20 protein-coding genes are annotated in these 24,138 nt (G+C 70.4%); 10 read left to right on the top strand and 10 right to left on the bottom strand.

What is annotated here, in order from left to right; genetic code table 11:
* Positions 1-25: 25 nt before the first annotated feature.
* From A6A06_RS03300 to A6A06_RS03290, 3 genes are all read right to left on the bottom strand, one after another.
* Positions 26-1,246 carry an ATP-grasp domain-containing protein gene (locus A6A06_RS03300; protein ID WP_073758558.1) on the bottom strand — a complete coding sequence of 407 codons (1,221 nt, stop codon included), beginning with the start codon at positions 1,244-1,246 and terminating at the stop codon, positions 26-28.
* A gap of 99 nt (positions 1,247-1,345) precedes the next feature.
* Positions 1,346-2,407: a PLP-dependent cysteine synthase family protein gene (locus tag A6A06_RS03295; protein WP_073758556.1), complete on the bottom strand. Its 1,062-nt coding sequence runs from the start codon at positions 2,405-2,407 to the stop codon at positions 1,346-1,348.
* A gap of 52 nt (positions 2,408-2,459) precedes the next feature.
* Complete coding sequence (locus A6A06_RS03290; RefSeq protein ID WP_079193757.1) at positions 2,460-3,260, bottom strand: phytanoyl-CoA dioxygenase family protein; 801 nt, start codon at positions 3,258-3,260, stop codon at positions 2,460-2,462.
* A 290-nt stretch (positions 3,261-3,550) separates the two neighbouring features.
* On the opposite strand from A6A06_RS03290, the gene A6A06_RS03285 reads away from it, so the two are divergent.
* The 6 genes from A6A06_RS03285 to A6A06_RS03260 all read left to right on the top strand — a co-directional run bounded on the left by A6A06_RS03285 (position 3,551) and on the right by A6A06_RS03260 (position 10,857).
* Positions 3,551-4,864, top strand: coding sequence for an MDR family MFS transporter (locus tag A6A06_RS03285; protein WP_073758554.1), 1,314 nt, complete (start codon positions 3,551-3,553; stop codon positions 4,862-4,864).
* A 334-nt stretch (positions 4,865-5,198) separates the two neighbouring features.
* Positions 5,199-6,821: a peptide ABC transporter substrate-binding protein gene (locus A6A06_RS03280; RefSeq protein ID WP_073758552.1), complete on the top strand. Its 1,623-nt coding sequence runs from the start codon at positions 5,199-5,201 to the stop codon at positions 6,819-6,821.
* A gap of 17 nt (positions 6,822-6,838) precedes the next feature.
* Positions 6,839-7,762: an ABC transporter permease gene (locus A6A06_RS03275; protein ID WP_073758550.1), complete on the top strand. Its 924-nt coding sequence runs from the start codon at positions 6,839-6,841 to the stop codon at positions 7,760-7,762.
* A complete protein-coding gene (locus A6A06_RS03270) occupies positions 7,755-8,762 on the top strand; it encodes an ABC transporter permease (protein WP_073758548.1) in 1,008 nt (335 codons plus the stop codon). Before A6A06_RS03275 ends, A6A06_RS03270 begins: the two co-directional genes overlap by 8 nt.
* Before the next feature lie 11 nt (positions 8,763-8,773).
* Positions 8,774-9,808, top strand: coding sequence for an ABC transporter ATP-binding protein (locus tag A6A06_RS03265; RefSeq protein ID WP_073758546.1), 1,035 nt, complete (start codon positions 8,774-8,776; stop codon positions 9,806-9,808).
* A complete protein-coding gene (locus A6A06_RS03260) occupies positions 9,805-10,857 on the top strand; it encodes an ABC transporter ATP-binding protein (RefSeq protein WP_199930652.1) in 1,053 nt (350 codons plus the stop codon). The genes A6A06_RS03265 and A6A06_RS03260 overlap by 4 nt, the downstream gene beginning before the upstream one ends.
* 61 nt (positions 10,858-10,918) lie before the next feature.
* Here the strand turns inward: A6A06_RS03260 and A6A06_RS03255 are convergent, their stop codons facing one another.
* The 6 genes from A6A06_RS03255 to A6A06_RS03230 form a co-directional block, all read right to left on the bottom strand.
* On the bottom strand, positions 10,919-11,908 hold the full coding sequence (locus tag A6A06_RS03255) for a phospholipase (protein WP_079193756.1): 990 nt from the start codon (positions 11,906-11,908) through the stop codon (positions 10,919-10,921).
* A gap of 95 nt (positions 11,909-12,003) precedes the next feature.
* Entirely contained in the window at positions 12,004-13,158 is a 1,155-nt protein-coding gene (locus A6A06_RS03250) for an ABC transporter ATP-binding protein (protein ID WP_073758542.1), read from the bottom strand.
* A 10-nt stretch (positions 13,159-13,168) separates the two neighbouring features.
* A complete protein-coding gene (locus A6A06_RS03245) occupies positions 13,169-14,230 on the bottom strand; it encodes an ABC transporter ATP-binding protein (RefSeq protein ID WP_073758540.1) in 1,062 nt (353 codons plus the stop codon).
* A gap of 8 nt (positions 14,231-14,238) precedes the next feature.
* Positions 14,239-15,216 (bottom strand): ABC transporter permease, encoded by a 978-nt coding sequence (locus A6A06_RS03240; RefSeq protein WP_073758538.1) that lies wholly within the window; start codon positions 15,214-15,216, stop codon positions 14,239-14,241.
* A gap of 129 nt (positions 15,217-15,345) precedes the next feature.
* Positions 15,346-17,148 carry an ABC transporter substrate-binding protein gene (locus A6A06_RS03235; protein WP_073758536.1) on the bottom strand — a complete coding sequence of 601 codons (1,803 nt, stop codon included), beginning with the start codon at positions 17,146-17,148 and terminating at the stop codon, positions 15,346-15,348.
* Positions 17,149-17,237: 89 nt separating this feature from the next.
* Positions 17,238-18,269, bottom strand: a complete 1,032-nt coding sequence (locus A6A06_RS03230) for an ABC transporter permease (protein WP_073758534.1) — start codon at positions 18,267-18,269, stop codon at positions 17,238-17,240.
* 445 nt (positions 18,270-18,714) lie between these two features.
* Between A6A06_RS03230 and A6A06_RS03225 the strand changes: the two genes are divergently transcribed.
* Positions 18,715-19,704, top strand: coding sequence for a hypothetical protein (locus A6A06_RS03225; RefSeq protein ID WP_073759741.1), 990 nt, complete (start codon positions 18,715-18,717; stop codon positions 19,702-19,704).
* 16 nt (positions 19,705-19,720) lie between these two features.
* Here A6A06_RS03225 and A6A06_RS03220 read toward each other — a convergent pair whose 3' ends face one another.
* Positions 19,721-21,898, bottom strand: coding sequence for a S9 family peptidase (locus tag A6A06_RS03220; RefSeq protein WP_073758532.1), 2,178 nt, complete (start codon positions 21,896-21,898; stop codon positions 19,721-19,723).
* Positions 21,899-22,131: 233 nt separating this feature from the next.
* Here A6A06_RS03220 and A6A06_RS03215 point away from each other — a divergent pair, with 233 nt between their 5' ends.
* From A6A06_RS03215 to A6A06_RS03205, 3 genes are all read left to right on the top strand, one after another.
* Positions 22,132-22,326: a hypothetical protein gene (locus tag A6A06_RS03215; RefSeq protein ID WP_030020272.1), complete on the top strand. Its 195-nt coding sequence runs from the start codon at positions 22,132-22,134 to the stop codon at positions 22,324-22,326.
* A gap of 152 nt (positions 22,327-22,478) precedes the next feature.
* Positions 22,479-23,417 carry an N-acetyl-1-D-myo-inositol-2-amino-2-deoxy-alpha-D-glucopyranoside deacetylase gene (gene mshB / locus A6A06_RS03210; RefSeq protein WP_073758530.1) on the top strand — a complete coding sequence of 313 codons (939 nt, stop codon included), beginning with the start codon at positions 22,479-22,481 and terminating at the stop codon, positions 23,415-23,417.
* On the top strand, positions 23,414-23,974 hold the full coding sequence (locus A6A06_RS03205) for a DUF6113 family protein (RefSeq protein ID WP_073758528.1): 561 nt from the start codon (positions 23,414-23,416) through the stop codon (positions 23,972-23,974). Before mshB ends, A6A06_RS03205 begins: the two co-directional genes overlap by 4 nt.
* Positions 23,975-24,138: the final 164 nt, after the last annotated feature.

Below are 24,138 nucleotides of genomic sequence, written 5' to 3'. Positions count from 1 at the left end.
GGAACTCCAGGTTGTCGCGGGTGCGTCAGTTGCGCAGTTGGCGGGCGAGCTGGTCGAGGTCGTCGGTGATGCCGTCCGGCCCGGACGCGGCCAGGAGGGCGTAGCCGACACGGTCGTAGTTGGTGCGTGCGTGTCCGTCGGAGGCCCGGGTGAACTGCGGCACCCGCCCGCGCCGGAAGGACGGCAGCCGCTCCAGGACCGCGGAGAGGTCCTGCGACGTCCAGGAGGCGGGTACCTCGTCGGGGAGCAGGAACCGGGAGCAGGCCGCGGCGAACTCCGGTGCCGGGTCCGGTGCCGGCGTACCGGCTCCCAGATGGAAGTCCAGATAGCGGCCGACCAGGTCGATGCCCGTGCACCACTGGACCAGTTGGGTGATGTGACCGCCGGGCAGCCGCGGATTGATCTCGATCAGGTGGGCGGTGCCCTCCTTGATCCGCAGTTCGACGTGCGCCGCCCCGCAGCGCAGGCCCACGGCACGGACCCAGGAGAGGGCCTGCCGCTCGACCTCCGTGCGGAGTTCCGCCGTGAGCGGGGCGGGGAAGACGTGTCCGCACTCCACGAAGTGCGGCGGGGCACCGAGGGCCTTCTGGGTGACACCGGCGACGCGCCATCCGTCCGCGCCGTCCCAGAAGAGCTCGCAGCTGTACTCGTCCCCCTCGACGTACTCCTCGAAGAGCATGGCCCTGGTCGGCCGGTAGCCCCGGACGTTCACCGTGTGGGCGCGGTAGTCCTTCATGACCGCGAGCGCGTCGGCCGGGCCGTGGCAGAGCCGGACCGACACGCTGCTGCTCTCGTCGACGGGCTTGGCGATCACCGGGTAGGGGAACGTGTCGAGGTCGGCCTGGTCGACGGTGTCCTCCGCGATCACCCGGGACCAGATGCCGCCGCGCAGCTCGCGGGTCCGCTCACGGGCGACGTCCTTGTACCGGGCGGCGGTCAGCCCCCGGACGTCGGCGTGCGGCAGCCCCAGCGCCATGGCGCACAGGGCGGCGACCACCAGGTGGTAGTCGTCGAAGGAGATGACGGCCTCGACGTCGACCGACCGGACGGCGCGCAGGATCTCGGCCACGTTGTACGTATCGCACGTGATCACGTTGCTGCACAGTTCCAGGGGATTGTCGGCGAGCCCCTCGTAGAAGTCCTGCTGCATCGTGACGAACACGGTGTCGTAGCCGCGCTCTTGCGCCTGCCTGATGGCATCGGAGGTGGTGCCGGTGTTGTTCGCTTCGAGGAATACGATCGCCATGCGGGAAACCTTGCTGCTCGGTAGGTGACATGCGGATTGCGCGACCGGCGGCGGGGCATGGCGGAACACCCCGCCGCCGGTCCGGCCGGCCGCCTGCGGTCAGCTCGTGACGAGGGTGTTCTCCAGCGGTTGCTCCACCGACTCCTGCGGGTGGCTGGGGGCGGCCGCCGCCGCCAGCAGTTCCTGCGGAGTGGTGATCGGAGCGGCCCCGTCACGGGGGACGATGCCCCGGGTGCTCAGCCATTCGGGGTCGAAGGATTCGCTGAGGTAGTTGTGGCCGCCGTCGGCGGCCATCACGACGATCCTGCTGCCCGGCCGGCGGTGCGCCTCGTGCAGCGCCGCGAAGACCGCCGCTCCCGCCGACTCGCCGATCAGCAGGCCCTCGTGCGCGGCCACCATGTGCGCGGTCATGATGCCCTCGTGGTCGCTGACCATGTGATAGCGGTCCACGACGGACAGGTCCAGGTTGCCGGGGCGCCAGGCGAGGCCCATGCCGCGCATCGCGTATCCGGTGAACGGGTGGCCGAAGACCGCCGATCCGAGGGCGTCCACGCCGATGGTCCGGACATGCGGCAGGACGCGCTTCACCGTCGTCGAGATGCCGCTCAGATGGCCGCCGGTGCTCACCGCGGCGATCAGGGTGTCAAAATCCGGTACGTCTTCCAGGATTTCCCGGGCCGTCACCTCGGCATGGATTCCGGGATTTTCCGGGTTGTTGTACTGGTCGGGCCAGAAGGCTCCCGGTAATACGGTGAGCATCTGCTGGACCCGTTCGATGCGGGCCCGCTGGAATCCGCCGTCCACACCCGGTGTGTCCACCATGATGATTTCGGCGCCCAGTGCGGTGACGAAATCGACCATGCTCCTGGGAGCTTTCGGGTCGATCACCAGGATGACCCGGTATCCCTTTGCGGCGCCGATGAGCGCCAGCGATTTCCCCAGGTTTCCGGAGGTCGATTCGATGATCGTGCCATGCGGCTTGAGCAAGCCGTTGCGCTCGGCCTGAGAGATCATCGCGAGCGCGGCCCGGTCTTTTATGCTGCCGCCGGGGTTGAACGACTCCAGCTTGATCAGGATTTCACTGTCACAGTCCGTTTTGAGCTTTCGCAATCGGACCATGGGCGTGCCACCGATTGCTTCGGTAATGGTTCTGTACAGCACCTTTTCCCCCGCAATGATGAGTTGTCCGGAACGTGAAGGGTGCGGGTGCTGATTACAGTTCGTCCTCGTCGACGGGCGTGATCGGCGTGGTGTCCCGGCTCACCAGGAACTCGGGGCGGGGGGAGGGGGCCGGGGCGTTGCTCACCGCGTTGTAGGTGATCAGCAGGAGTCCCCGGCGGTCGGGTGAGCGGTTGTCCGAGGAGGAGTGGACGATGCTCGGGTGGAAGGCGTACACCGTGCCGGCCGGCCCCAGGGCCTGCTGCCGGGGATTCTCCTTCTCCAGCTCGTGCACCTGCTCCAGGGGCACGGTGTAGGTGAGGTCGGTCGAGACGTGCCGGCGCCAGTCCCCCTGGCCGCCGGAGGCCGCGTCGCCCAGGAGTCCGAGCGTGTGGCTGCCGGGCACGACCTGGAGCGGCCCGTTCTCCTCGTGGGTGTCGTCGAGGAAGACCGCGATGTTCACGGCCTTGGGCTCGGTCATGGCGTCCTCGTTGCGCCAGAAGGCGAAGTCCTGGTGCCACGGCCACGGCTTGCCCTCGTGCGGCTGCTTGAGGTTCACCTTGAACTGGTAGACGTACACCGGCTCGCCGATGAGAGTCTCGGCCAGGCGCACCAGGGACGGAAGGCGCACCAGGCGGGCGCAGGTCTCGTCGAAAAGGTGGCATCCGTGAATCGCGCGAACGGTGACGTCGTCCTTTTCGTGGACGACTTCCGGCCTGCGCTGCCGGCTGATCTCTTCGACGCTCTCACGCATTTTCTTGATGTCGGAATCGTCGAAGGATTCGGACAATTTATGCCAACCGGAGGCATCGTACTCGGCCTTGGCATTCCGGATGGAGTCGGTCGACACGAGCATGAAATGGCCCCCCAGCCAATTAGATCATCTAGGTCATATGACTCTGACATCTCTCGTGGATCACAGCGAGGCTACCATGAGCGTTGTTGATTGATCAGGATTTCTTTGAGTCACGCACTTGGCTGGAATTCGATTCCGAATGGCGAGGATACGGCCGGTGAACGAGTGGAGTCCGGCCAAGTTGCTGGTCGCGCTTCCTGGCCGGGAGCTAAGCTCCGTGTAACTTACGCACCCGGGTGGCGGTACTTACCGACTCGCGGGGTGCCCGTCGTCGAAACGAGGAGGACCGGGTGCGCGCTCTGCCCACCCCACGCTCGGGGAGCCAAGCGCTGAGGAAGGCCGTTTCGGGCCTCCCTCGCGAGTTCTGGTGGCTTTGGACGAGCACTTTGATCAACCGGCTCGGTGGGTTCGTCACCACATTCCTCGCGTTGTACCTGACCGCGGACCGGGGCTATTCGGCTACTTTCGCCGGAATGGTCGCCGCCCTGTACGGGCTGGGCGGAACGATATCTTCCGTGGTCGCGGGGGTACTGGCCGACCGGTTCGGCCGACGGCCCACGCTTCTGGTCTCCCAGCTCGCCACGGCGGGGGCCATGGCCTGCCTGGGCCTGCTGCAGGAGGGCTGGACCATCGCCGCGATGGCCACCGTCCTGGGCATCACCGCGAACGCCGCGCGGCCCTGCATCCAGGCCATCATCGCCGACCTGGTTCCGGCCAAGGACCAGGTCCGGGCCTTCTCCCTCAACTACTGGGCGGTGAACATCGGTTTCGCCGTCGCATCGGTGTCCGCCGGCCTCATCGCCGAGCACGGCTACCTGTTGCTGTTCTTCGGCAACGCCCTGTCCGTGCTGGTCTGCGCGGTGGTCATCTACTGCCGGGTCCCGGAGACCCGGCCGGACCTGACCGCCGACGCCAGTGCCGACGCCGGGAAGCAGTCCACCGGCACCGCCCCGGAACCGGTCCGCGTCGGCCTCGGAGTGGTCGTACGGGACGCGAAGTTCCTCAGCGTGGTCGGCCTGTCGTTCCTGATCTCGATGGTCCTCATGCAGTACACCACCTCGCTGCCGGTGAGCATGGGTCAGGCCGGACTCTCCAGCGCCGAATACGGTGCGGTCATCAGCGTCAACGGCCTGATGGTCGTGGTCGCCACGCTCCCGCTCACCAGGGCCGTGCAGAACCAGCAGCCCGCCAAGGTGCTCGTCCTCGCCTGCCTGCTGGCCGGTTTCGGCTTCGGCATGACGACCTGGGCCGAGACCGTGCCCGTCTACATGCTGACCGTCGTGGTGTGGACGCTCGGCGAGATCATCAACTCGCCGACGAGCATGGCCCTGGTGGCCGCGCTGTCGCCGGTGAACGCGCGCGGGCGCTACCAGGGGGTCTACGCCATGGCGTTCTCCGCCGCCACCTTCACGGGGCCGCTGCTCGGCGGCATGGTGATCGACGCGTTCGGCGACGACGCCCTGTGGCTGGGCTGCGCGGGCGTCGGCACCATCGCCGCGGCCGGGTACTGGATCCTCTCCCGTCACGTGGTCACCCCGCAGGCCGTCCCGGCCCCGAAGGCCCGGCCCCAGGCCGAGCCGACGACGGCGAGCGAACCGGTCTGATGCGGGCACCCCGGCCGCGGAAGGGGCGGCCGACACCGTGAAGCCGCCCGCTCTGCTGAAGAGGTGGCGCACCGCCCTGGTGGCCGAGGTGTGCTGCCCCGCGTGCGTCGTCATCCTCTCCCGGGGCCTGCGGCCCCCGGACCCCCACCACCGGGCGGGAGGGCCGCGGCCGGGCGGCGGCCGTCCGGCGCACGCACCGGAAGATCGCTCGTAAGGGGGGTTCTGGCCCGTGTTGCGCCCGGCTGACGGGCGGTGGGGTGTACGAGGTGCCAGGTTGGGGCCGGTAGGCCGGGCGGGTGGGTGCCCGGGGTCGCAGCTCTGAGGAGGCAGCTCGTTGCGCGGAGCCCTGCGCGCCGGTCCGGCGTGCTTCGTGGCCGCCGCGGTCGCCCTGGCGGCCGCCGGGTGCGGCGGGGGCGGCCAGGACCCCAGTGTCGTACGGGCGTCCTGGGGCGACCCGCAGAACCCGGTGGAGCCGGCCAACACCACCGACGTGCAGGGCGGCAAGGTGCTCGACCTCGCCTTCCGGGGGCTGAAGCGGTACAACCCGCGGACCGCCGTCGCGGAGAACATGGTCGCGGAATCGGTCCGGTCACCGGACGCGCGGAACTTCACCGTGAAGATCAAGCCGGGGTGGACGTTCACCAACGGCGAGAAGGTGACCGCCCATTCCTTCGTCGACGCCTGGAATTACGGGGCGCTGGTCACCAACCGGCAGCAGGGTGCGCCTTTCTTCAGTTATGTGGAGGGGTATGAGGAGGTGCACCCCGAAGGGGCCGGGGCAAAACCGGCCGCCGAGACGATGCGCGGCCTGCGGGTGCGGGACGAGCTGACCTTCACGGTGCGGCTGAACCAGAAATTCGGGCTGTGGCCGGACATGCTCGGCTACAACGCCTTTCTGCCGCTGCCCCGCTCGTTCTTCACCGACCACGACGCGTGGCTGGCAAAGCCGGTCGGCAACGGTCCGTACGCCGTGCAGTCGTACGCCAAGGGCGGGATCATGCGGCTGCGGACCTGGAAGAAATATCCGGGACCGGACCGGGCGAAGAACGGCGGGGTCGACCTCCAGGTCTATACGGACAACGACACCGCCTATACCGACCTGATGGCGGGGAACCTCGATCTCGTCGACGACGTGCCGGCTCCGCAGCTGAAGCATGTGCAGAAAGACCTGCAGGGGCGGTACATCAACCAGCCCGCCGGGATCATCCAGACGCTGTCGTTCCCGATGTACGACGAGAAGTGGTCGAAGCCGGGAGTGGAGAAGGTCCGGCGGGGCATTTCCATGGCCGTCAACCGGCCCGCGATCACCCGGCAGATCTTCCGCGGTACGCGTACGCCCGCCACCGACTGGTCCGCGATGGCCCTCGGCGAGCACGGCGGCTACCAGGCGGGACTGTGCGGTACGGCCTGCACGTACGACCCCGCCGCGGCCCGGAAGCTGGTGGCCGAAGGGGGCGGGATTCCCGGCGGCTCGATGAAGGTGACGTACAACGCGGACACCGGCTCCCACAAACTGTGGGTGGACGCCCTGTGCAACAGCGTCAACAAGGCGCTGGGCCGGCATGTGTGCGACGGAAACCCGATGGGCACCTTCGCCGACTACCGGACCAAGGTCACCAAGAAGAAGATGAGCGGCCCGTACCGCGCCGGCTGGCAGATGGATTATCCGCTGATCCAGACCTTCCTGCAGAGCCAGTACTTCACCGGCGCGTCGTCCAACGACTCGGGCTGGAGCAACAAGGAATTCGACCGGCTGGTGAGCCGGGCGAACGGGGAGAGCGAGCAGCGGCAGGTCAATTCCACGTATCACCGGGCCGAGAAACTGCTCGTACGGGAAATGCCCGCGATTCCGCTCTGGTACCAGAACGGCAGCGGCGGCTACGCGGACCGGGTCGAGAACGTCGCCCTGAACCCCTTCAGCGTTCCGGTGTACGGCCAGATCACGATCAAGGACTGAGGGACGGGCGGACGGCCATGGGGCGTTATGTGATCCGGCGGCTGCTGCAGATGGTGCCGGTCTTCATCGGTGCCACCTTTCTCATCTTCGTGATGGTGTACGCGCTCGGCGACCCGGTCGCCGCCCTTTCCGGCGACCGCGCCCCCGACCCCGCGACCGCCGCGCAGATCCGCCGCGAACTCCATCTGGACCGGCCGCTGTGGCAGCAGTACCTGCATTACATGGGCCAGATCTTCAGCGGCGACTTCGGCACCACCTTCGACGGCCAGCAGGTCCTGGACAAGATGGGCACCGCCTTCCCCGTCACCCTGCGGCTGACCGCCGTCGCCGTCGTCGCGGAGATCGTCGTCGGAGTGACGCTCGGCGTCCTCAGCGGGCTGCGGCGGGGGCGGCTGCTGGACTCCGGCGTGCTGGTGCTCACGCTGATCGTGGTGTCCGTACCGACGTTCGTCAGCGGGTACGTGCTCCAGTACCTGCTGGGCGTGAAGTGGGCCTGGGTGAGCCCGGCCGTCGCGCTGGGCGCGCCCCTGGACGAACTGCTGCTGCCGGGCTGTGTGCTGGCGCTGGTGTCCCTGGCGTACGTCACCCGGCTCACCCGGACGTCGATCGCGGAGAACGCCCGCGCCGACTACGTCCGTACGGCCGTCGCCAAGGGGCTGCCCCGGCGCCGGATCGTCGTACGGCACCTGCTGCGCAACTCGCTGATCCCGGTGGTCACCTTCATCGGTGCCGACGTCGGCACCCTGATGGGCGGGGCGGTGGTCACCGAGCGGATCTTCAACGTGCACGGCGTCGGCTACGAGCTGTACCAGGGCATCGTCCGCCAGAACTCCCCGACCGTCGTCGGTTTCGTGACCGTCCTGGTCATCGTCTTCCTGCTGGCGAACCTGATCGTCGACCTCCTGTACGCCGTGCTCGACCCGAGGATCCGCTATGCCTGAACCGCACGAGCGCCCGGAGCCGTTCCAGCCGTCGGGCGTCGGGACGCCGCTGCCCGCCGTGGAGGCGGAGGCCGTGGGCGGGAGCGCCGGAACACCGGAGGTGCCGGGCGCCCCCGGATCACCGCAGGGGGCCGGCGTACAGCCGGGCAGCGGCCGGGCCCGCAGCCTGTGGTCGGACGCCTGGCACGACCTGCGCCGCAACCCGGTCTTCCTCGTCTCCGGCCTGCTGATCCTCTTCTTCCTGCTGGTCGCCGTATGGCCGTCCCTGCTGACCGGCACCGACCCGCTGGACTGCGACATCACCCTGTCGCAGGAGGGCGCGCGCGCCGGACACCCCTTCGGTTTCGACACGCAGGGCTGCGACGTCTTCGCACGGACGGTGTACGGGGCTCGCGCCTCCGTCACGGTCGGCGTGTGCGCCACGGCCGGGGCCGCCCTCCTCGGCGGCGTGCTGGGCGGCCTCGCCGGGTTCTTCGGCGGCTGGTGGGACGCGCTGCTCTCGCGCATCGCCGACATGTTCTTCGCCATCCCGATGCTGCTGGGCGGCCTGGTGTTCCTGTCCGTCGTGCCGTCCGGTTCGGTGTGGCCGGTCGTCGGGTTCATCGTGCTGCTGGGCTGGCCGCAGCTCGCGCGGATCGCCCGCGGCTCCGTACTGACCGTCAAACAGGCCGACTTCGTGCAGGCCGCGCGGGCGCTGGGGGCGGGCAACACCCGCCTGCTGCTGCGGCACCTGGCGCCCAACGCGGTCGCGCCGGTGATCGTGGTGGCCACCATCGCCCTCGGCACGTACATCGCGCTGGAGGCGACGCTGTCCTACCTGGGCGTGGGCCTGAAACCGCCGACGGTCTCCTGGGGCATCGACATCTCCGAGGCGTCCAAACAGATCCGCAACGCGCCGCACATGCTGCTGTGGCCCGCCGGCGCGCTCAGCCTGACGGTGCTCGCGTTCATCATGCTCGGCGACGCGGTCCGCGACGCCCTCGACCCCAAGCTGCGCTGAGGAGACGGTGGATGACGACTGAGGGGACGCGGCAGGAGGTCAGGGGTGACGGCGGCGCTCTGCTGGACGTCCGTGACCTGAAGGTGGAGTTCCGTACGCGGGACGGCGTGGCGCACGCGGTCAACGGGGTCAGCTACCGGGTGGGCGCGGGCGAGACGCTGGCCGTGCTGGGCGAGTCGGGCTCGGGCAAGTCGGTGACCGCGCAGGCCGTCATGGGCATCCTGGACACGCCGCCGGGCCGTGTCACGGGCGGCGAGATCCTCTTCCACGGGCGTGACCTGCTGCGGATGGGCGCCGAGGAGCGGCGCAGGACCCGCGGCACCGAACTGGCGATGATCTTCCAGGACGCGCTGTCGGCGCTCAACCCCGTCCTGAGCGTCGGGGCGCAGCTCGGGGAGATGTTCGAGGTGCACCGGGGCGCGTCCCGCAAGGCGGCGCGCGCCCGTGCGGTCGAGCTGATGGACCGGGTGCGCATCCCGGCCGCCGGGAGCCGGGTGGGCGACTACCCGCACCAGTTCAGCGGCGGGATGCGCCAGCGCATCATGATCGCGATGGCGCTGGCCCTGGAGCCGGACCTGATCATCGCGGACGAGCCCACGACCGCGCTCGACGTGACGGTCCAGGCGCAGGTCATGGACCTGCTGGCGGAGCTGCGGCGGGAGTACGCCATGGGCCTGGTCCTGATCACGCACGACCTGGGCGTGGTCGCGGACGTGGCCGACCGGATCGCCGTGATGTACGCGGGCCGCATCGTGGAGACCGCCCCCGTGCACGACCTCTACCGGGCACCCGCGCACCCGTACACGCGCGGCCTGCTCGACTCCATCCCGCGCCTGGACCGGAAGGGCCGCGAACTGTACGCGATCAAGGGCCTGCCGCCCAGCCTGACCGCCGTCCCGCCGGGCTGCCCCTTCCACCCCCGCTGCCCCAGGGCGCAGGACGTCTGCCGTACGGACCGGCCGCCGCTCTTCGACGTGGCACCGGGCCGGGCCAGCGCCTGCCACTTCTGGCAGGAGACCGTCAGCGAGCAAGGAGACCGCCGGTGAGCGCCGCGACGCACGCCCGCGCCGGGGAGCCGGTCCTCGACGTACGGGACCTGGCCAAGCACTACCCGCTCACGCGCGGCATCGTGCTGCGCAAGCAGATCGGCTCGGTCCGGGCCGTGGACACCGTCTCCTTCGCGCTGCGCAAGGGGGAGACGCTGGGGATCGTGGGGGAGTCCGGCTGCGGCAAGTCGACGGTCGCCAAGCTGCTCGTCGGGCTGGAGAAGCCGACGGGCGGACAGATCCTGTACCGGGGCGAGGACGTCACCAGGCTGTCGGGGCGCGCGCTGAAGGCCGTGCGCCGCAACATCCAGATGGTGTTCCAGGACCCGTACACCTCGCTGAACCCGCGGATGACGGTCGGCGACATCATCGGCGAACCGTACGAGATCCACCCGGAGGTGGCGCCGAAGGGTGACCGGCGCAGAAAGGTCCAGGACCTGCTGGACGTCGTCGGCCTCAACCCGGAGTACATCAACCGCTATCCGCACCAGTTCTCCGGCGGCCAGCGCCAGCGCATCGGCATCGCGCGCGGCCTGGCGCTGCGCCCGGAGGTGATCGTGGCGGACGAGCCGGTGTCGGCGCTGGACGTGTCCGTCCAGGCGCAGGTCGTCAACCTGCTGGAGCGCCTCCAGGACGAGTTCGACCTGTCGTACGTCTTCATCGCGCACGATCTGTCGGTCGTCCGGCACATCTCCGACCGGGTCGCGGTGATGTACCTCGGCCGCTTCGCCGAAGTCGGCACGGAGGACGAGATCTACCGCCACCCGACCCACCCGTACACCCAGGCCCTGCTCTCCGCCGTGCCCGTACCGGACCCGGAGGCGCGCGCCCGGCGCGACCGCATCCTGCTGACCGGCGACGTCCCCTCACCGGCCGACCCGCCGTCCGGCTGCCGCTTTCGCACCCGCTGCTGGAAGGCGCGGGAACGCTGCGCGCTGGAGGTGCCCGCGCTGGCGGTGCCGGAGGGGTTCGAGGAGGCGACGGGCCCGGCCCGGCACGCCTCGGCGTGCCACTTCGCGGAGGAACGGCAGGTCGTGCCGGGCGGGTGAGGGGCAGTGCGGCTTCAGGCCCCCGGGACCGGCCGCCTACCGGGGCGTCTGCTGCGGGGCGTCAGCTGCCGAACGGCACGTCGGCGTTCGTGGCCATGCGCCGGTCGGCCGGGTGCCCGGCGACATAGCCGGTGATGGCGGACAGCGCCTTCTTCACGGAGGACTCGCCGGTGCCGCAGCCGCCGCGCCACTTGGACGTGCCGTCCGGGTAGCAGGCGGCCCGCGACCCGTAGATGAGGCCGTCGGCGTCGGCGCCGCCTGCCGCATACGGTGCCAGCAGCTTGCCGACGTGCTTTCCGTCACCCGTACCGACCGTCCAGCCGGCCGTCCAGGCGAGTTCCTTCCTGTCCCGGGCCTGCGAGGCGGCCCGGAGTTCGGACGCGATCCTGCGGGCGTCGAGCGGGATGCTGAAGAGGCCCTTGTCCATCGTGCGCTGGTTCCCGGGGATGTGCGGGCCGTGGGCCGCGAAGGTCTTCGCCACGTCCTCGGCGTCGCCGCTGACGTCGACCCCTTCGAGCGGGCGCAGGCCGGTCGAGACATCCTTCCAGCCGGTGCCTCCCTCGGTGCCGTAGAACCCGTAGAGCACGCGTACGCCCTGCTTCTCGACGGTGCGGCGGGCCAGGTCGCGCAGTGCCGCCACCGAGCAGTGCCGCCGCGCGGGGTCGTCGCTGTGGCAGTGGTCCGGGTTCTTGATGTCGAGCCATACGAAGTTGACGGTCCGGCCCTCGCCGCGCCGCTGGGCGATGCGCTTGAGCATGGCTTCCAAGGTGTCACCGGCGCTGGTCGGGGTGCCGTCGTGGTCCGCCCACCACCCCTTCTTCCAGGCGGTGGCGTCGATCTCGACGGCGTTGGCCCCGTGCCGCAGCGCCGTGTCCACGCCGTCGGCGGTCAGCACCCGGTGGGCGATGGCGTAGGTGGGGCGCGGTGCGGTCCGGTGGGGACCGGTGGCGGCGGTCGCGGCCGGGGCGCTCGTGCAGAGGAGCGTCAGGACTCCGGTGGTGGCCAGGAGGGGGACACGGGTGCGTATCCGGGCCGGAGAGCGGTGAGCCATGTGTGTCATCTGTCCTTGTGTGGATCCATTGCCTCCTCGGCACATGCCCCGGACGGCTGATCCGACACCGGGGACGCGGGCGGGGCCCCGGCCGCTCAGGAACCCGCGTCGGCCGCCTCCGGCCCGGGTGCCGCGTCCTCGATCGCCGCCAGAGCCGGGTCCAGCACGATGTCCTCGTCCCGCGCCGCCGTCGTGGGCTCCTCCGGGAAGTGGCAGGCCGTCAGGTGGCCGGTGGCGTTGCCGGTGATCTGCACCAGCGGAGGCTCCTCGGAGGCGCACTTGTCGCGCGCCTTCCAGCAGCGGGTGCGGAACCGGCAGCCGGACGGCGGGTTGATCGGCGAGGGTACATCGCCGGCCAGCCGGATGCGCTCGCGGTCGTCCGCCTCCTCCTGCGCGTCCAGCAGCCTGGCCTCCGGGACGGCGGAGAGCAGTGCGTGGGTGTACGGGTGGCGCGGCCGGCCGTAGATCGAGTCCCGGTCGCCGATCTCGACGATCTTGCCCAGGTACATCACCGCGACGCGCTGGCTGAAGTGCCGTACGATCGCCAGGTCGTGCGCGATGAACAGGAACGCGATGTTCAGTTCCCGCTGCAACTCCTGGAGCAGGTTGACCACTTGGGCTTGGATGGAGACGTCCAGCGCGGAGACCGGCTCGTCCGCGACGATCAGCCTCGGCTCCAGGGCGAGCGCGCGGGCGACGCCGATGCGCTGGCGCTGGCCGCCGGAGAACTCGTGCGGGAAGCGGTTGTAGTGCTCCGGGTTGAGGCCGACGATCTCCAGGAGTTCGCGGACCCGCTTCTCCCGGCCGCCCTCCGGGGCGATGCCGTTGATCTCCATCGGCCCGCCGATGATGGTGCCGACCGTCTGCCGCGGGTTGAGCGACGAGTACGGGTCCTGGAAGATCATCTGGATCTCGGAGCGGACCGGCGCCAGCTCCCTGCGCCCGGCGTGGGTGATGTCCCGGCCCCGGTACGTGATCGAACCGGCGGTCGGCTCCAGCAGCCGGGTCAGCAGCCGCCCGGTGGTGGACTTGCCGCAGCCCGACTCGCCGACCAGCCCGAAGGTCTCGCCGCTGTGCACGGTCAGGTCGATGCCGTCGACCGCCTGCACCGCGCCGATCCGGCGCTTGAACGGGAACCCGGCCATGATCGGGAAGTGTTTGATCAGGCCCTCGGTGGCCAGCAGCACCTCGCCGGGTCCGGTGGCGGCCGGCCGGGGAGCGGGGGCGATGACGTCTTCCGGTGCGTTCATGGCGTCGCTCCTAGCCCAGCCGGGGCTTGATCTGCTCGGTGAAGAGGGTGTGTTTCTGCTCGGGGTCCAGGTGGCAGGCCGCGGCCCGGCCGGGGGCCAGGGGCGGGCGCTCGTCCTGGCAGCGGGTGCCGCCGACCTCGGAGACGAAGCCGCAGCGCGGGTGGAACGGGCAGCCCGGCGGCGGGGCGAGCAGGCTCGGCGGCGCGCCGGGGATCGGCGTCAGCGGCTCGTCCACGCTCGCCGACAGCCGCGGCATCGAGCCCAGCAGGCCCCAGGTGTACGGGTGTTGCGGTGCGGTGAGGATCTCTTTGACGGTGCCGCGTTCGACGGCCCGCCCGGCGTACATCACCAGCAGCTCGTCGGCGGTGTTGGCGACCACGCCCAGGTCGTGGGTGATCAGGATGATCGCGGAGCCGAACTCCTGCTGGAGGTCCTTGAGCAGGTCCAGGATCTGCGCCTGCACGGTCACGTCCAGCGCGGTCGTCGGCTCGTCGGCGATCAGCAGGGACGGGTTGCACACCAGCGCCATCGCGATCATCGCGCGCTGCCGCATCCCGCCGGAGAACTGGTGCGGATAGTCGTCCACCCGCAGCGTCGGCTGCGGGATGCCCACCTTGTCCAGCATCTCGACCGCGCGCCGCCGGCCCTCGCGCTTGCTCGCGCCGGTGTGCTTGACGAACGGCTCGGCGATCTGGCGGCCCACCGTGTAGTACGGCGACAGCGCCGTCAGCGGGTCCTGGAAGATCATCGCCATCTTGTTGCCGCGCAGCTTCTCCAGGTCCCGCTCCCGGGCGCCGGTCAGCTCGTCGCCGTCCAGCATGATCTCGCCGGTGATCGTCGTGTAGTTGGGGCTGTGCAGGCCCAGGATGGCGAGGTTGGTGACCGACTTGCCGGAGCCGGACTCGCCGACGATACCGAGGGTGCGGCCGCGCTCCAGGTCGAAGGAGAGGTCGTCGACCGCCTTGACGACGCCGTCCTCGGTGGCGAACCGCACGTACAGGTCGCGTACGGACAAAAACGGGTCGGAGGTGGCCGGGACCGGCGCGCCCGCGGGCTGGGTGAGTGTGGACACGGGGTCTCCTAGGACAGCCGCACGCGCGGGTCGATGAACGCGTAGCAGGCGTCCACCACGATGTTGAAGAGGATGATGAAGGTCGCGGCGAACAGCATCACGCCCATGGTCATGGGCAGGTCGGTGTTCTGCACCGACTTCACGGCGAGGGTGCCCAGGCCGGGCAGTGCGAAGGTGTATTCGGTGATCATCGCGCCGCCGAAGAGCGAGCCGAGGTCGATGCCGAAAATGGTGACGATGGGAATGAGCGAGCCGCGCCAGGCGTAGCGGAAGAAGACCGTACGGGAGGCCATTCCCTTGGCCTTGGCGGTCCGTACGTGGTCCTCCTGCAACTGTTCGATCATCGACGAGCGGGCCATACGCGTGTACTGCGCGGTGAAGATGACGGACAGCACGCACCAGGGAATGATCAGCCCCAGGAACCAGCCCAGCGGATCCTCCGTGATCGGCACGTATTTCGGCTGGCCGAACCAGCCGAGGTTGTAGACCAGCAGGGCGAGCACGATCGGCCCGATGAAATAGATCTGCATCGAGGAGAGCACCAGCGACGACGAGCTGAAGATCTTGTCGACGAGCCGGCCCTGCTTCCAGGCGGCGATCATTCCGGTGCCGACGCCCACGCCCAGGAACACCGCGGCGGCGCCGATGGTCAGCGAGATCGTGGTGGGGAAGCGGTCCACGATCGTGTCCCAGACGGGGTCGCCGTTGGCGAACGAATAGCCGAAGCAGGGGGCCGAGCAGTGGCCCACGGCGAAATCCCGGCCGGTGACGATGCCGGACATGAATTCCCAGTACTGGACCGGGACGGGCTTGTCGAGCCCGAGATTCTTGTGGATCACTGCGATGGCGTCGGGCGTGCAGTTCTTTCCGCAGGCCAGCAGCGCGGGATCCCGGGGGGCGGCGAAGAAGAGGAAGAACGTGAACGCGCTGATGATCAGCAGGATCACGATCGCGCCGAGGGACCGGCGGAAGAGAAAACGCAGCATGGCAGTCGCAGCTCTCTTGGGCAGCCAGAGGGGCGGGAGTGCGCCGGGCGGCCGGTGCGCCCGCCCGGGACGGCGGGCACACCGGGCGCGGGCGGCGCACGGCACGAGGGCGCCGGAGCGCCGGCTTCGCTACTTCTTCACGAACATCTTGGTCGGGTCGACGGAGCTGATGATGTCGTTGTTGACGACCCCGCCGACCTTGGAACCGTGCAGCTGGACCTGCTTGTAGTAGAAGGTCGGCAGCGCCGGCAGGTCGTTCTTGAGGATCTTCTCGCCGAGCGAGAACCAGTCGTGCGCGGCCTGCTTCTGGTCGGTCAGCTGGGAAATCCGGTCGATCTCCTTGTTGGTCGTGGGGTTGTTGTAGTGCGAGTAGTTCGGCGCGTTGTCCTGGATCTGCCGGCCGTCGTAGACCGGCGGGATCACGGTCAGCGAGCTGGGCCAGTCGGCGCCCCACGCGGAGGGGTAGATGTCGAACTGGTTGTTGACCTTGCCGATGATGTCGTAGTACGTGTCCGACGGCAGGTCCTTGTTCTGCACGTCGAAGCCGGCCTTGCGCAGGTTGTCGGCGACCGCGACCGAGTACTTCTGCGGCTCGGGCGCGTTGGTGTACGCGAAGGTCAGCTTCATGCCGACCTTGCCGGCCTCCTTGAGCAGCTTCTTGGCCTTCTCGATGTCGCCCATCGGCTTCTTGAGCTTGCCGTACGGGTCGATGTCCTTGTGGCCGGTGAGCGTCGGGCTGATGTAGCTGCCCGCCAGTTCACCGCCGCCCGGTGTGCCGTACGCGTCCAGGACGGCCTGGATGGGGATCGCCTGGGCGATGGCCTCGCGGACCTTCTTGTCCTTCAGGCGGCTCATGTTGAAGTTGATGACGCCGACGTAGGGCTGGTAGCCGGTGGTGGAGCGCTTCTTGACGTCCGGCTCGCCGGCCACCTGCTGGAGGCTGGCCGCGTCGACCTGGTTGTTGAAGCTGACGGCCGTCTTGTTGTCGGCGCTGTCGGACATCAGCCGCTGCGTCGAGTCCGGGAAGGAGACGCCGAACTGGATGTCGAACCTGTCGACGTACTGGTGCCGGGTGATGTCCGTGTTCGGGTCCCAGTTGGGATTCTTGATCAGGGACATGCCCTTGCCGGACTTGAACGACCCGGCCTGGATCTTGTACGGCCCGGAGGAGACCGGAGCCTTGTCGTACCGCTCCTTGGTGTCGCCCTTCTCCGGTACGACGGCGTAGCCGTGCATGGCCAGCGCGTAGGGGAGGTCGCCCACCGGCTTCTTGAAGTGGAAGCGGACGGTGCTCTCGTCCGGCGTCTCCAGCACGCTGTCGGGCAGGTGCTTGCCGCCGTACGGGCCGCCCGGCAGCAGCTTGCGGTACTCGTTGCCCTCCGCGTCGGCCAGCCAGCGCTGGATGTACGTCGGGCCGTTGGAGATGTAGTCCGCGAAGGTCCGCTCGAAGGTGTGCCGGATGTCCTTCGAGGTGATCGGCGAGCCGTTCTCGAACTTCAGGCCCTTCTTCAGGGTGTACGTCCAGGTCCGGCCGCCGTCGGTGGACTTGCCGCTGTCCGTCGCCAGGTCGCCGACGACCGTGTACTTCCCCGCGTTGTCCAGGTGGTAGGAGGTCAGTCGGCGGAAGAGCAGCGTCGAGAGGGTGCCCTCGTCGCTGACGTAGATCTGCGCCGGGTCCAGGTGGTCGTAGGTGTCCCGCTGGTAGACCTTGATGGTGCCGCCGGGGGTCGCCCCGGGCACCGCCTCGGCCGGTCCCGTGGACGCCTTGGCGTCGCCGAAGGCGATCTGGGCGCGCTGGCTCTCGGCCTTCTCGCGGCCCTGGTCGTCCTCCGCCCCCTGGCCGGCCCCGCTGCTGCAGGCGGTCAGGACCAGGGCCCCCGCGGACAGCGCCACGACCGTGGCGCGCGCTCTGTGCGTACGGACTGTCTTCATGGTGGTGGATGCACCTGCCTGTCGTAGTTCCGTGGCCGCTGCCTGACGTGTGCGGTGCTGGGGTGGCAGCACCCCCCGTGGAACACGGTTCACCGGGCGCGCTTCGGGTCGAAGGCGTCCCGGACGGAATCCCCGAGGAGGTTGAACGCGACGATGAAGACCACCATCGCGATGCCGGGGAAGAACAAGTACGTGATGTCGTTCCGGTAGTAGTCGGCCGCGTTGGCGAACATCCGGCCCCAGTCGGGGGTGGGTTCGACCAGGCCGACGCCGAGGAAGGACAGGCCCGCGATCGAGGTGACGAAGTTGGGGAGCATGTACGTCGTCTGCACCAGGATCGGCGTCATGACGTTGGGCAGCAGCTCGCGCCGGATGATGCGGGCCGGGGAGGCCCCGCTGACCTTGGCGGCGTCGATGAACTCGCGTTCGCGCAGCGACAGGACGGTGCCGCGCAGCAGCCGGGCCAGGCTCATCCAGCCCAGGAACCACAGCACCAGGATCAGGATGAGACAGCGCATCCAGGTCTCCATCGCGTCCTCGGGGGCCACGAAGATCGCGCCGACCACGGGGACGAACGCGACGAAGAAGAGCTGGTTGGGAAAGGCCATCAGCAGGTCGATGACGCGGCCGATGAAGTAGTCGACCCGGCCGCCGAAGTATCCGGCGGCCACCCCCAGCACGATGGCCGTGAGTACCGATACCAGGGTGATGGCGACCGAGAGGTAAAGGGTCGTCCGGATGCCGTAGACGAGTTGCATGAACACGTCACGACCGAGGGTCGGCTCGATCCCGAACCAGAATTCCGAGGAGATGCCTCCGTTGGGCTGGGCGGGATATCCGTTGATCAGCAGACCCGGGGTGATCTGCCCGTACCGGGTGTACGGATCCTTGCCGTACAGCTTCGAGATCAGCGGCGCGAGCAGGCCGATCAGAAAGAACGCGATGACGACGCAGCCACTGATCACCCCGGTCCGGTCGCGCTTGAACCTGATCCACATCAATTGGCCGGGGGAACGGCCGACCAGTTCCCCGTCCTTACGGCCCTTGACTTTCCGCAGCCCTTCGGGTCCGAGTCCGGAGGGGTCGGTCTGCGTTAACGCGGTCTGGGACGGACTGGTCATCGCGAAGTTCCCCCGCACCGAGTTCACTTGCAGCAGGAAGCGGCACTGATTCGCACCGCTGGTTGAGCGGACTTTGGCAAGTGATTTATGGCCCAGTCAAGAGGACGGTGAACGCTCACTTGGGCGGTTTCCGCTTCTTGAGCGAAGATTGCGCAGATTGACGCCATGGCGTGCTTGACAGCGGTGCGCGCCGCACGGCATGGGCGACATTTCGTACCCAACATCCGTAACGCCGGGGCAACTTGACTGTCGTCACGCCGATATACGGACGCGCCATACTCGACAGCGTACGGCCGTGCGGGTGCCGTGAACCGGCCGGGGCGGCCCTGCGACCGCCCCGGCCGGCTGCCGCCCGGCCACCGCCCGCCGTCTGCTGACACACGGTTGTCCCGGTGCGGCGGCTGGAGTAGACCTGTCCGTGCGGGGGCAGGGGGTGGGCCACGTCATGGGGCGGAGAAGGGCTCGCGCGCGCGGTGTCGGCGGGTTCGGCGCGCTGTTGTGCCTGCTGCTCGCGCTGCTGAGCGCCGGATGGATCGCCCGTGACCTCGCCGTGGCCGCACACCCGGCGGACGTCTGGTGGTCGTGGACGGGCGAGCCGGCGCGGCCGGGAGGCCCGGCGGTCCGGGCCACCACGCCACTCGACCCGATGCTGGGACTCGGCTGCCTGCTCGCCGCGGTGGCGGTGCTGCGCCGCTCGCCGTCCGCCCCGGGCGCGCTGACCGCGGTGGCCGTGGTGACGCTGCTGTTCCGGGCACCGCCCCTGTGGAGCCTCGGTACGGGCGGGCTGCCCGGGGCGGGCCCGGGGGTCAGGGCGTGGGCGCTGGCCACGGCGGGCACCGCCCTTGTGGTGAGCGTGCTCCTGCTGATCGCCGCGTCGGCGGGCCGCGGCGGCGCGGACCGCCGGACGAAGCGCCTGCGCCGCGCGCCCGCGGCGGTGGCGGCGCTGGTGCTGGGCGCCGCGGGGCTGGTGCTGGTGGCCTGGCAGATCCACACCGTACGGGAGGTGGGCTGGAGCGCCTACGGGGACAGCGTCATCGGTGACGGCGAAGCGCACCGCGCGCTGCTGGAGCCTCCGGGTGACTGGTATCTACTGTCGCTCGCCCTGCTGTCCCTGCTGTCGGCTGCCGGAGCAGCCCAACGGGCCTCGTCGATACGGCCTTTGGCCCTGCTGGCCGCGACGTTGCTGGCGGTGCACGGCGCTCTGGCGCTGGCCTCCGAGCAGCACGCGGGGCTGCTCGGCCACTTCCGCGCACTGGCCGTACGTACGCAACTGGACGTCGCCACCGGCGCCTTCGCCGCGCTGGCGGGCCTCGTGGCGCTCCTGGCGCTGGCCCGCCCGGCGGACGCGGCGGGGGCCCGCAGGCCCGCGGGCGGGCAGCTGCCGCCGGGTTACGCGCCGCCGCCCCCGCCCTCGAACCTGCCGCCCAACTGGTGAAGCCGGGCCTGCGGACTCAGCCCCGCATCCCCAACGACCTCTTCAAGAAGTCGACTTGCAGCAGCAGCAGGTTCTCGGCCACCTGCTCCTGCGGCGTCATGTGCGTGACGCCCGACAGCGGCAGCACCTCGTGCGGCCGGCCGGCCGCCAGCAGGGCGGAGGAGAGCCGCAGGGTGTGCGCGACGGCCACGTTGTCGTCCGCCAGGCCGTGCACGATCATCATCGGCCGGTGCTGCTCCGCCGCGCCCACCAGGCCCCCGTCGCCGACCAGGGAATTGGCGGCATAGAGGGCCGGGTCCTCGCCCGGGTGCCCCAGATAGCGTTCCGTGTAGTGGGTGTCGTACAGCCGCTGGTCGGTGACCGGGGCGCCCACGACGGCGGCGTGGAAGACGTCGGGGCGGCGCAGCACCGCCAGCCCGGCCAGGTAGCCGCCGAAGGACCAGCCCCGGATCGCGACCCGGTCCAGGTCCAGCGGGAAGCGTCCGGCGAGCCCCTGGAGCGCGTCGACCTGGTCCTGGAGGACCACCGCGGCCAGGTCCCGGTGGATGGCCTTCTCCCAGTCCGGGGAGCGGCCCGGGGTGCCCCGGCCGTCCGCGGTGATCACCGCGAAGCCCTGGTCGGCGAACCACTGCCCGGTCAGGTGGGCGTTGTGCGCGGCCACCACCCGCTGCCCGTGCGGCCCGCCGTACGGGTCCATGAGGACCGGCAGCGGCCCGTCGCCCTCCTGGTAGCCGTTGGGCAGCAGCACCGCGCAGGGAATCCGCCGCTCACCGGAGAGGGCCAGCCGCGGGCTGGTGGCGAGCACCGGAGTCGCCGCGTACGAGCCGACCGCGGCCAGCCACGTCTCGCCGCCGTCCGCCTCCAGGCGCACCACCTCCGTCTGCGCCCCCGGCCGCTCCAGACAGGCGTGCGAGAGCACCGTCACGGCGCCGCCGCGCACCGCGGAGGACACCGACGGGTACGGGCGCTGCCCGACCCGCTCCCAGCCCCCCTGGTCGCCGCTGCCCCGGTACCAGGCGCGGTAGACGCCGATGTCGTGCAGGTCCTCGCCGCTCGCCGAGAACAGCACGTCGTCCTCGCCGATGTCCAGGACGGCCCGTACGTGCAGCGGCGCCTCCGTCAGTGCCCGGTCGCCGACGAAGAGCCGGCGCGCGCCGCCCTCGTCGGCGACCCGGACCAGCCGCCCGTCCGGGGTCCAGGCGGGCGACCCGGTGGCCAGCTCGACCCAGCGGGCGTCCTCGTCGGCGTGCAGGGTGCTGGTCGCGCCGGTCTTCGTGTCGACCGTGAGGTAGCGCTGGGCGCGCTGGTCGCGGCTCTGGACGAGCAGGAGCGGCGGGCCCGCCGCCGACCAGTGCACGCGCGCCAGGTACGGGTAGCGCTCGTGGTCCCACGTCACGTCCGTGCGCGAGCCGTCCAGACCGAGCAGGGCCAGGCCCACGGAGGCGTTGGGCGTACCGGCCGCCGGATAGGCGACCTCGGCCGGTTCGCGGTCCGGGTGGGCGGGATCGGCGATCCACCAGCGCTGTACGGGCGAGTCGTCGGCGCGCGCGGCCAGCACGCGGTCGCTGTCCGGGGACCACCAGAAGCCGCGGTAGCGGCCCATCTCCTCGGCCGCGATGAACTCCGCGAGGCCCCAGGTGACGTCCGGCCCGTCCGGCTCGGCCAGGGAGCGGTCGCCCGGCGTGCCGGCCGCGTCCGTCCCGGCCCCCGGTGCGGCATCGGCCGGCACGACGCGGAGCCGGCCCTGCGACACGTACGCGATGTGCCGCCCGTCGGGCGACGGCCGGGGGTCCACCACCGGGCCCGGCACGGGCAGTTCACGGGCCGTTCCGGCGCGCAGTTCGGCGGCGAACAGCCGGCCCGAGAGGGCGAAAGCGGCGATCTCCACCGCGGCGTCCACGGCGTACCCCACCACGCCGGACGATCCCTCGCGCGTACGTTCGCGGCGCGCCCGCTCTTCGGGGGGCAGCTCCTCGTCCGCGCCGGAGAGGAGCGCCGCCGGGTCGGCGGCGGCGTACTCCCGCCCCTCGTCAAGGTCCAGCACCCAGAGCAGATTCGCTCGATCGGTGCCCGTACGGGAGCGGAGGAAGGCGACGCGTGAGCCGTCCGGCGCCACCGCGAAGCCGCGCGGCGCGCCCAGCGAGAAGCGCTGGGTACGGGCGTGTTGCCGGGGAAAGGAGAGCGGTGCGGTCATGCGGACGAGCCTACGTGGCGGCGCCCCGGCCGTGACCGTAGTCGCGATGATCGCGTGCGCCCCCGTTCTGCTCCCGTGCTCCGACATATGCGCGAGCGCGGAAAGTTATGATCCCCTCCGCGGAGTGGGTATGGGAGTGGAGCGTGACATCCCCGTGCCCGCGGGGCCGTCAGCCGGCGGCCCCGCGCCGTTCCAACGCTGTCCGGACCGTGCGTACTTGGAGGTGAGCTGCCGTGGCACTGACGATTTCGGCGGTGGTGCTGCTGGCGATCATCGTCTTCCTGCTCGTCAAGAAGTCCGGGCTGAAGACGGGACATGCGCTGGTGTGCATGCTGCTCGGCTTCTATCTGGCCAGTTCGTCGATCGGCCCGACCATCAAGCAGCTGACGACGAACGTCGCCGGGATGCTGGGGGGCATCAAGTTCTAGACACGCAGTTCCCGGGGCGTGCCCGCGCGGTGCCGGGTGCCTGCCGGGGCCCGTGCGCCGGAGCGGTGGCGCAAGCCCCCTGAGCGGGGGACGGGCCGGGCGGGCCGGATCGGGATGCAGGGTCCCGGCCGCCCGGCTCGTACGCTGTCTCCATGACCGACCTTCCCGCCCGCCGGCTGCTGCTCGTGCACGCGCATCCGGACGACGAGTCCATCAACAATGGCGCCACGATGGCCAGGTATGCGGGCGAAGGAGCCCTGGTCACGCTCGTGACCTGCACCCTCGGCGAAGAGGGCGAGGTCATCCCGCCGGACCTGGCCCACCTCGCGCCGGACCGCGACGACGCCCTGGGCCCGTACCGCGTCGGCGAGCTGGCCGCCGCCATGGAGGCGCTCGGTGTCACCGACCACCGCTTCCTGGGCGGCGCGGGCCGCTACCGCGACTCCGGGATGATGGGCGCCCCGCAGAACGACCGGCCGGAAGCCTTCTGGCAGGCCGACCTGGACGAGGCCGCCGGACACCTGGTCGCCGTCGTCCGCGAGGTGCGGCCGCAGGTGCTGGTCTCCTACGACGACAACGGCGGATACGGCCACCCCGACCACATCCAGGCGCACCGCGTCGCCATGCGCGCCGCGGACCTCGCCGCCGACCCCGCCTTCCGCCCGGAACTGGGCGCGCCGCACCGGATCGGGAAGATCTACTGGAACCGCAACCCGCGCTCGGTGGTCGAGGAGGGCTTCGCGCGGCTGCGCGCGGCAGGCATGTCGTTCCCCGGTGTCGCCGGGGTGGACGACGTGCCGGGGGTCGTGGACGACGCCGTGGTGACCGCTTCGGTCGCGGGCGGCGGGCGCCACGGGGCCGCGAAGGCCGCGGCGATGCGCGCGCACGCCACCCAGATCGCCGTCGAGGGCCCCTTCTTCGCGCTCTCCAACGACCTGGGGCAGCCGCTGTTCGCCACCGAGCACTACCAGCTCGTACGGGGCAGGTCCGGCGCCGCGGAAGGGGAACGTGAGGACGATCTCTTCGCGGGTGTGGCGGACGACGAGGGAGACGGGGAGCGCGACGAGGAAGAGAAGGAGACGGCGGTATGAGCGGCGCGAAGAAGCGCACCAGGGCCACGACGGGCGGCAAGGGGCCGAAGACGGGCGCGTCGGCCGTCCCCAAGGGCGGCCGGGGAGCGGCGGCCGGGGCCGGTGCGGGGAAGGCGGGCACCGGGAAGGCCGTAGCCGGGAAGGCGGGCACCGGCGGCACGGCGGCCGCCACCGGCCTCGCCGCGCCGCTGAGCCCCGGCCGGGTGGGCGCGTACGTCCTGCTGTTCGTGCTCGGCGCGGTCGTGGCGACCGCGGGCGGGCTCGTCCAGGCGGCGTGGTTCCCCGGCGGGCTGCTGCTCGCGCTGGCGGCGGCCGGCGCCCTCTTCTACGGGGGCGCGCTGGCGCTCGGCCGGACGGGTGGCGTGCTGGCGCCGGGCGCGGGCTGGCTGGTGAGCGTGATCCTGCTCAGTGACTCCCGTCCCGAGGGCGACTTCCTCTTCGGCGCCGGGCTGGGCACGTATGTCTTCCTCGTCGGCGGCATCGTCCTGGCTGTGATCTGTGCCACCGGTTCGCAGATGCGGGCCAACGGTGCGCAAGCGGCCCGACTTGGCAAGTAAGTACCGGACCGAGTGATCATTTTCAGAACCGCACGGCGGTTCGGGAGCGGGGTGTTGTCCTGCTCCCGGGGTGTCCGCCGACAGCGGCCAGTATGGTGGTGCGCGCCGCCGAGCCGCCCAAGCACCGTACTGACGAGCGGCGGAGCCAACCGGGAGAACCTGCT

This window comes from Streptomyces sp. CB02923, assembly GCF_001905005.1.
Taxonomy (GTDB): domain Bacteria; phylum Actinomycetota; class Actinomycetes; order Streptomycetales; family Streptomycetaceae; genus Streptomyces.
Note: the sequence above shows the minus strand (reverse complement) of the source record. Positions and strands in the feature narration are given on the sequence as shown.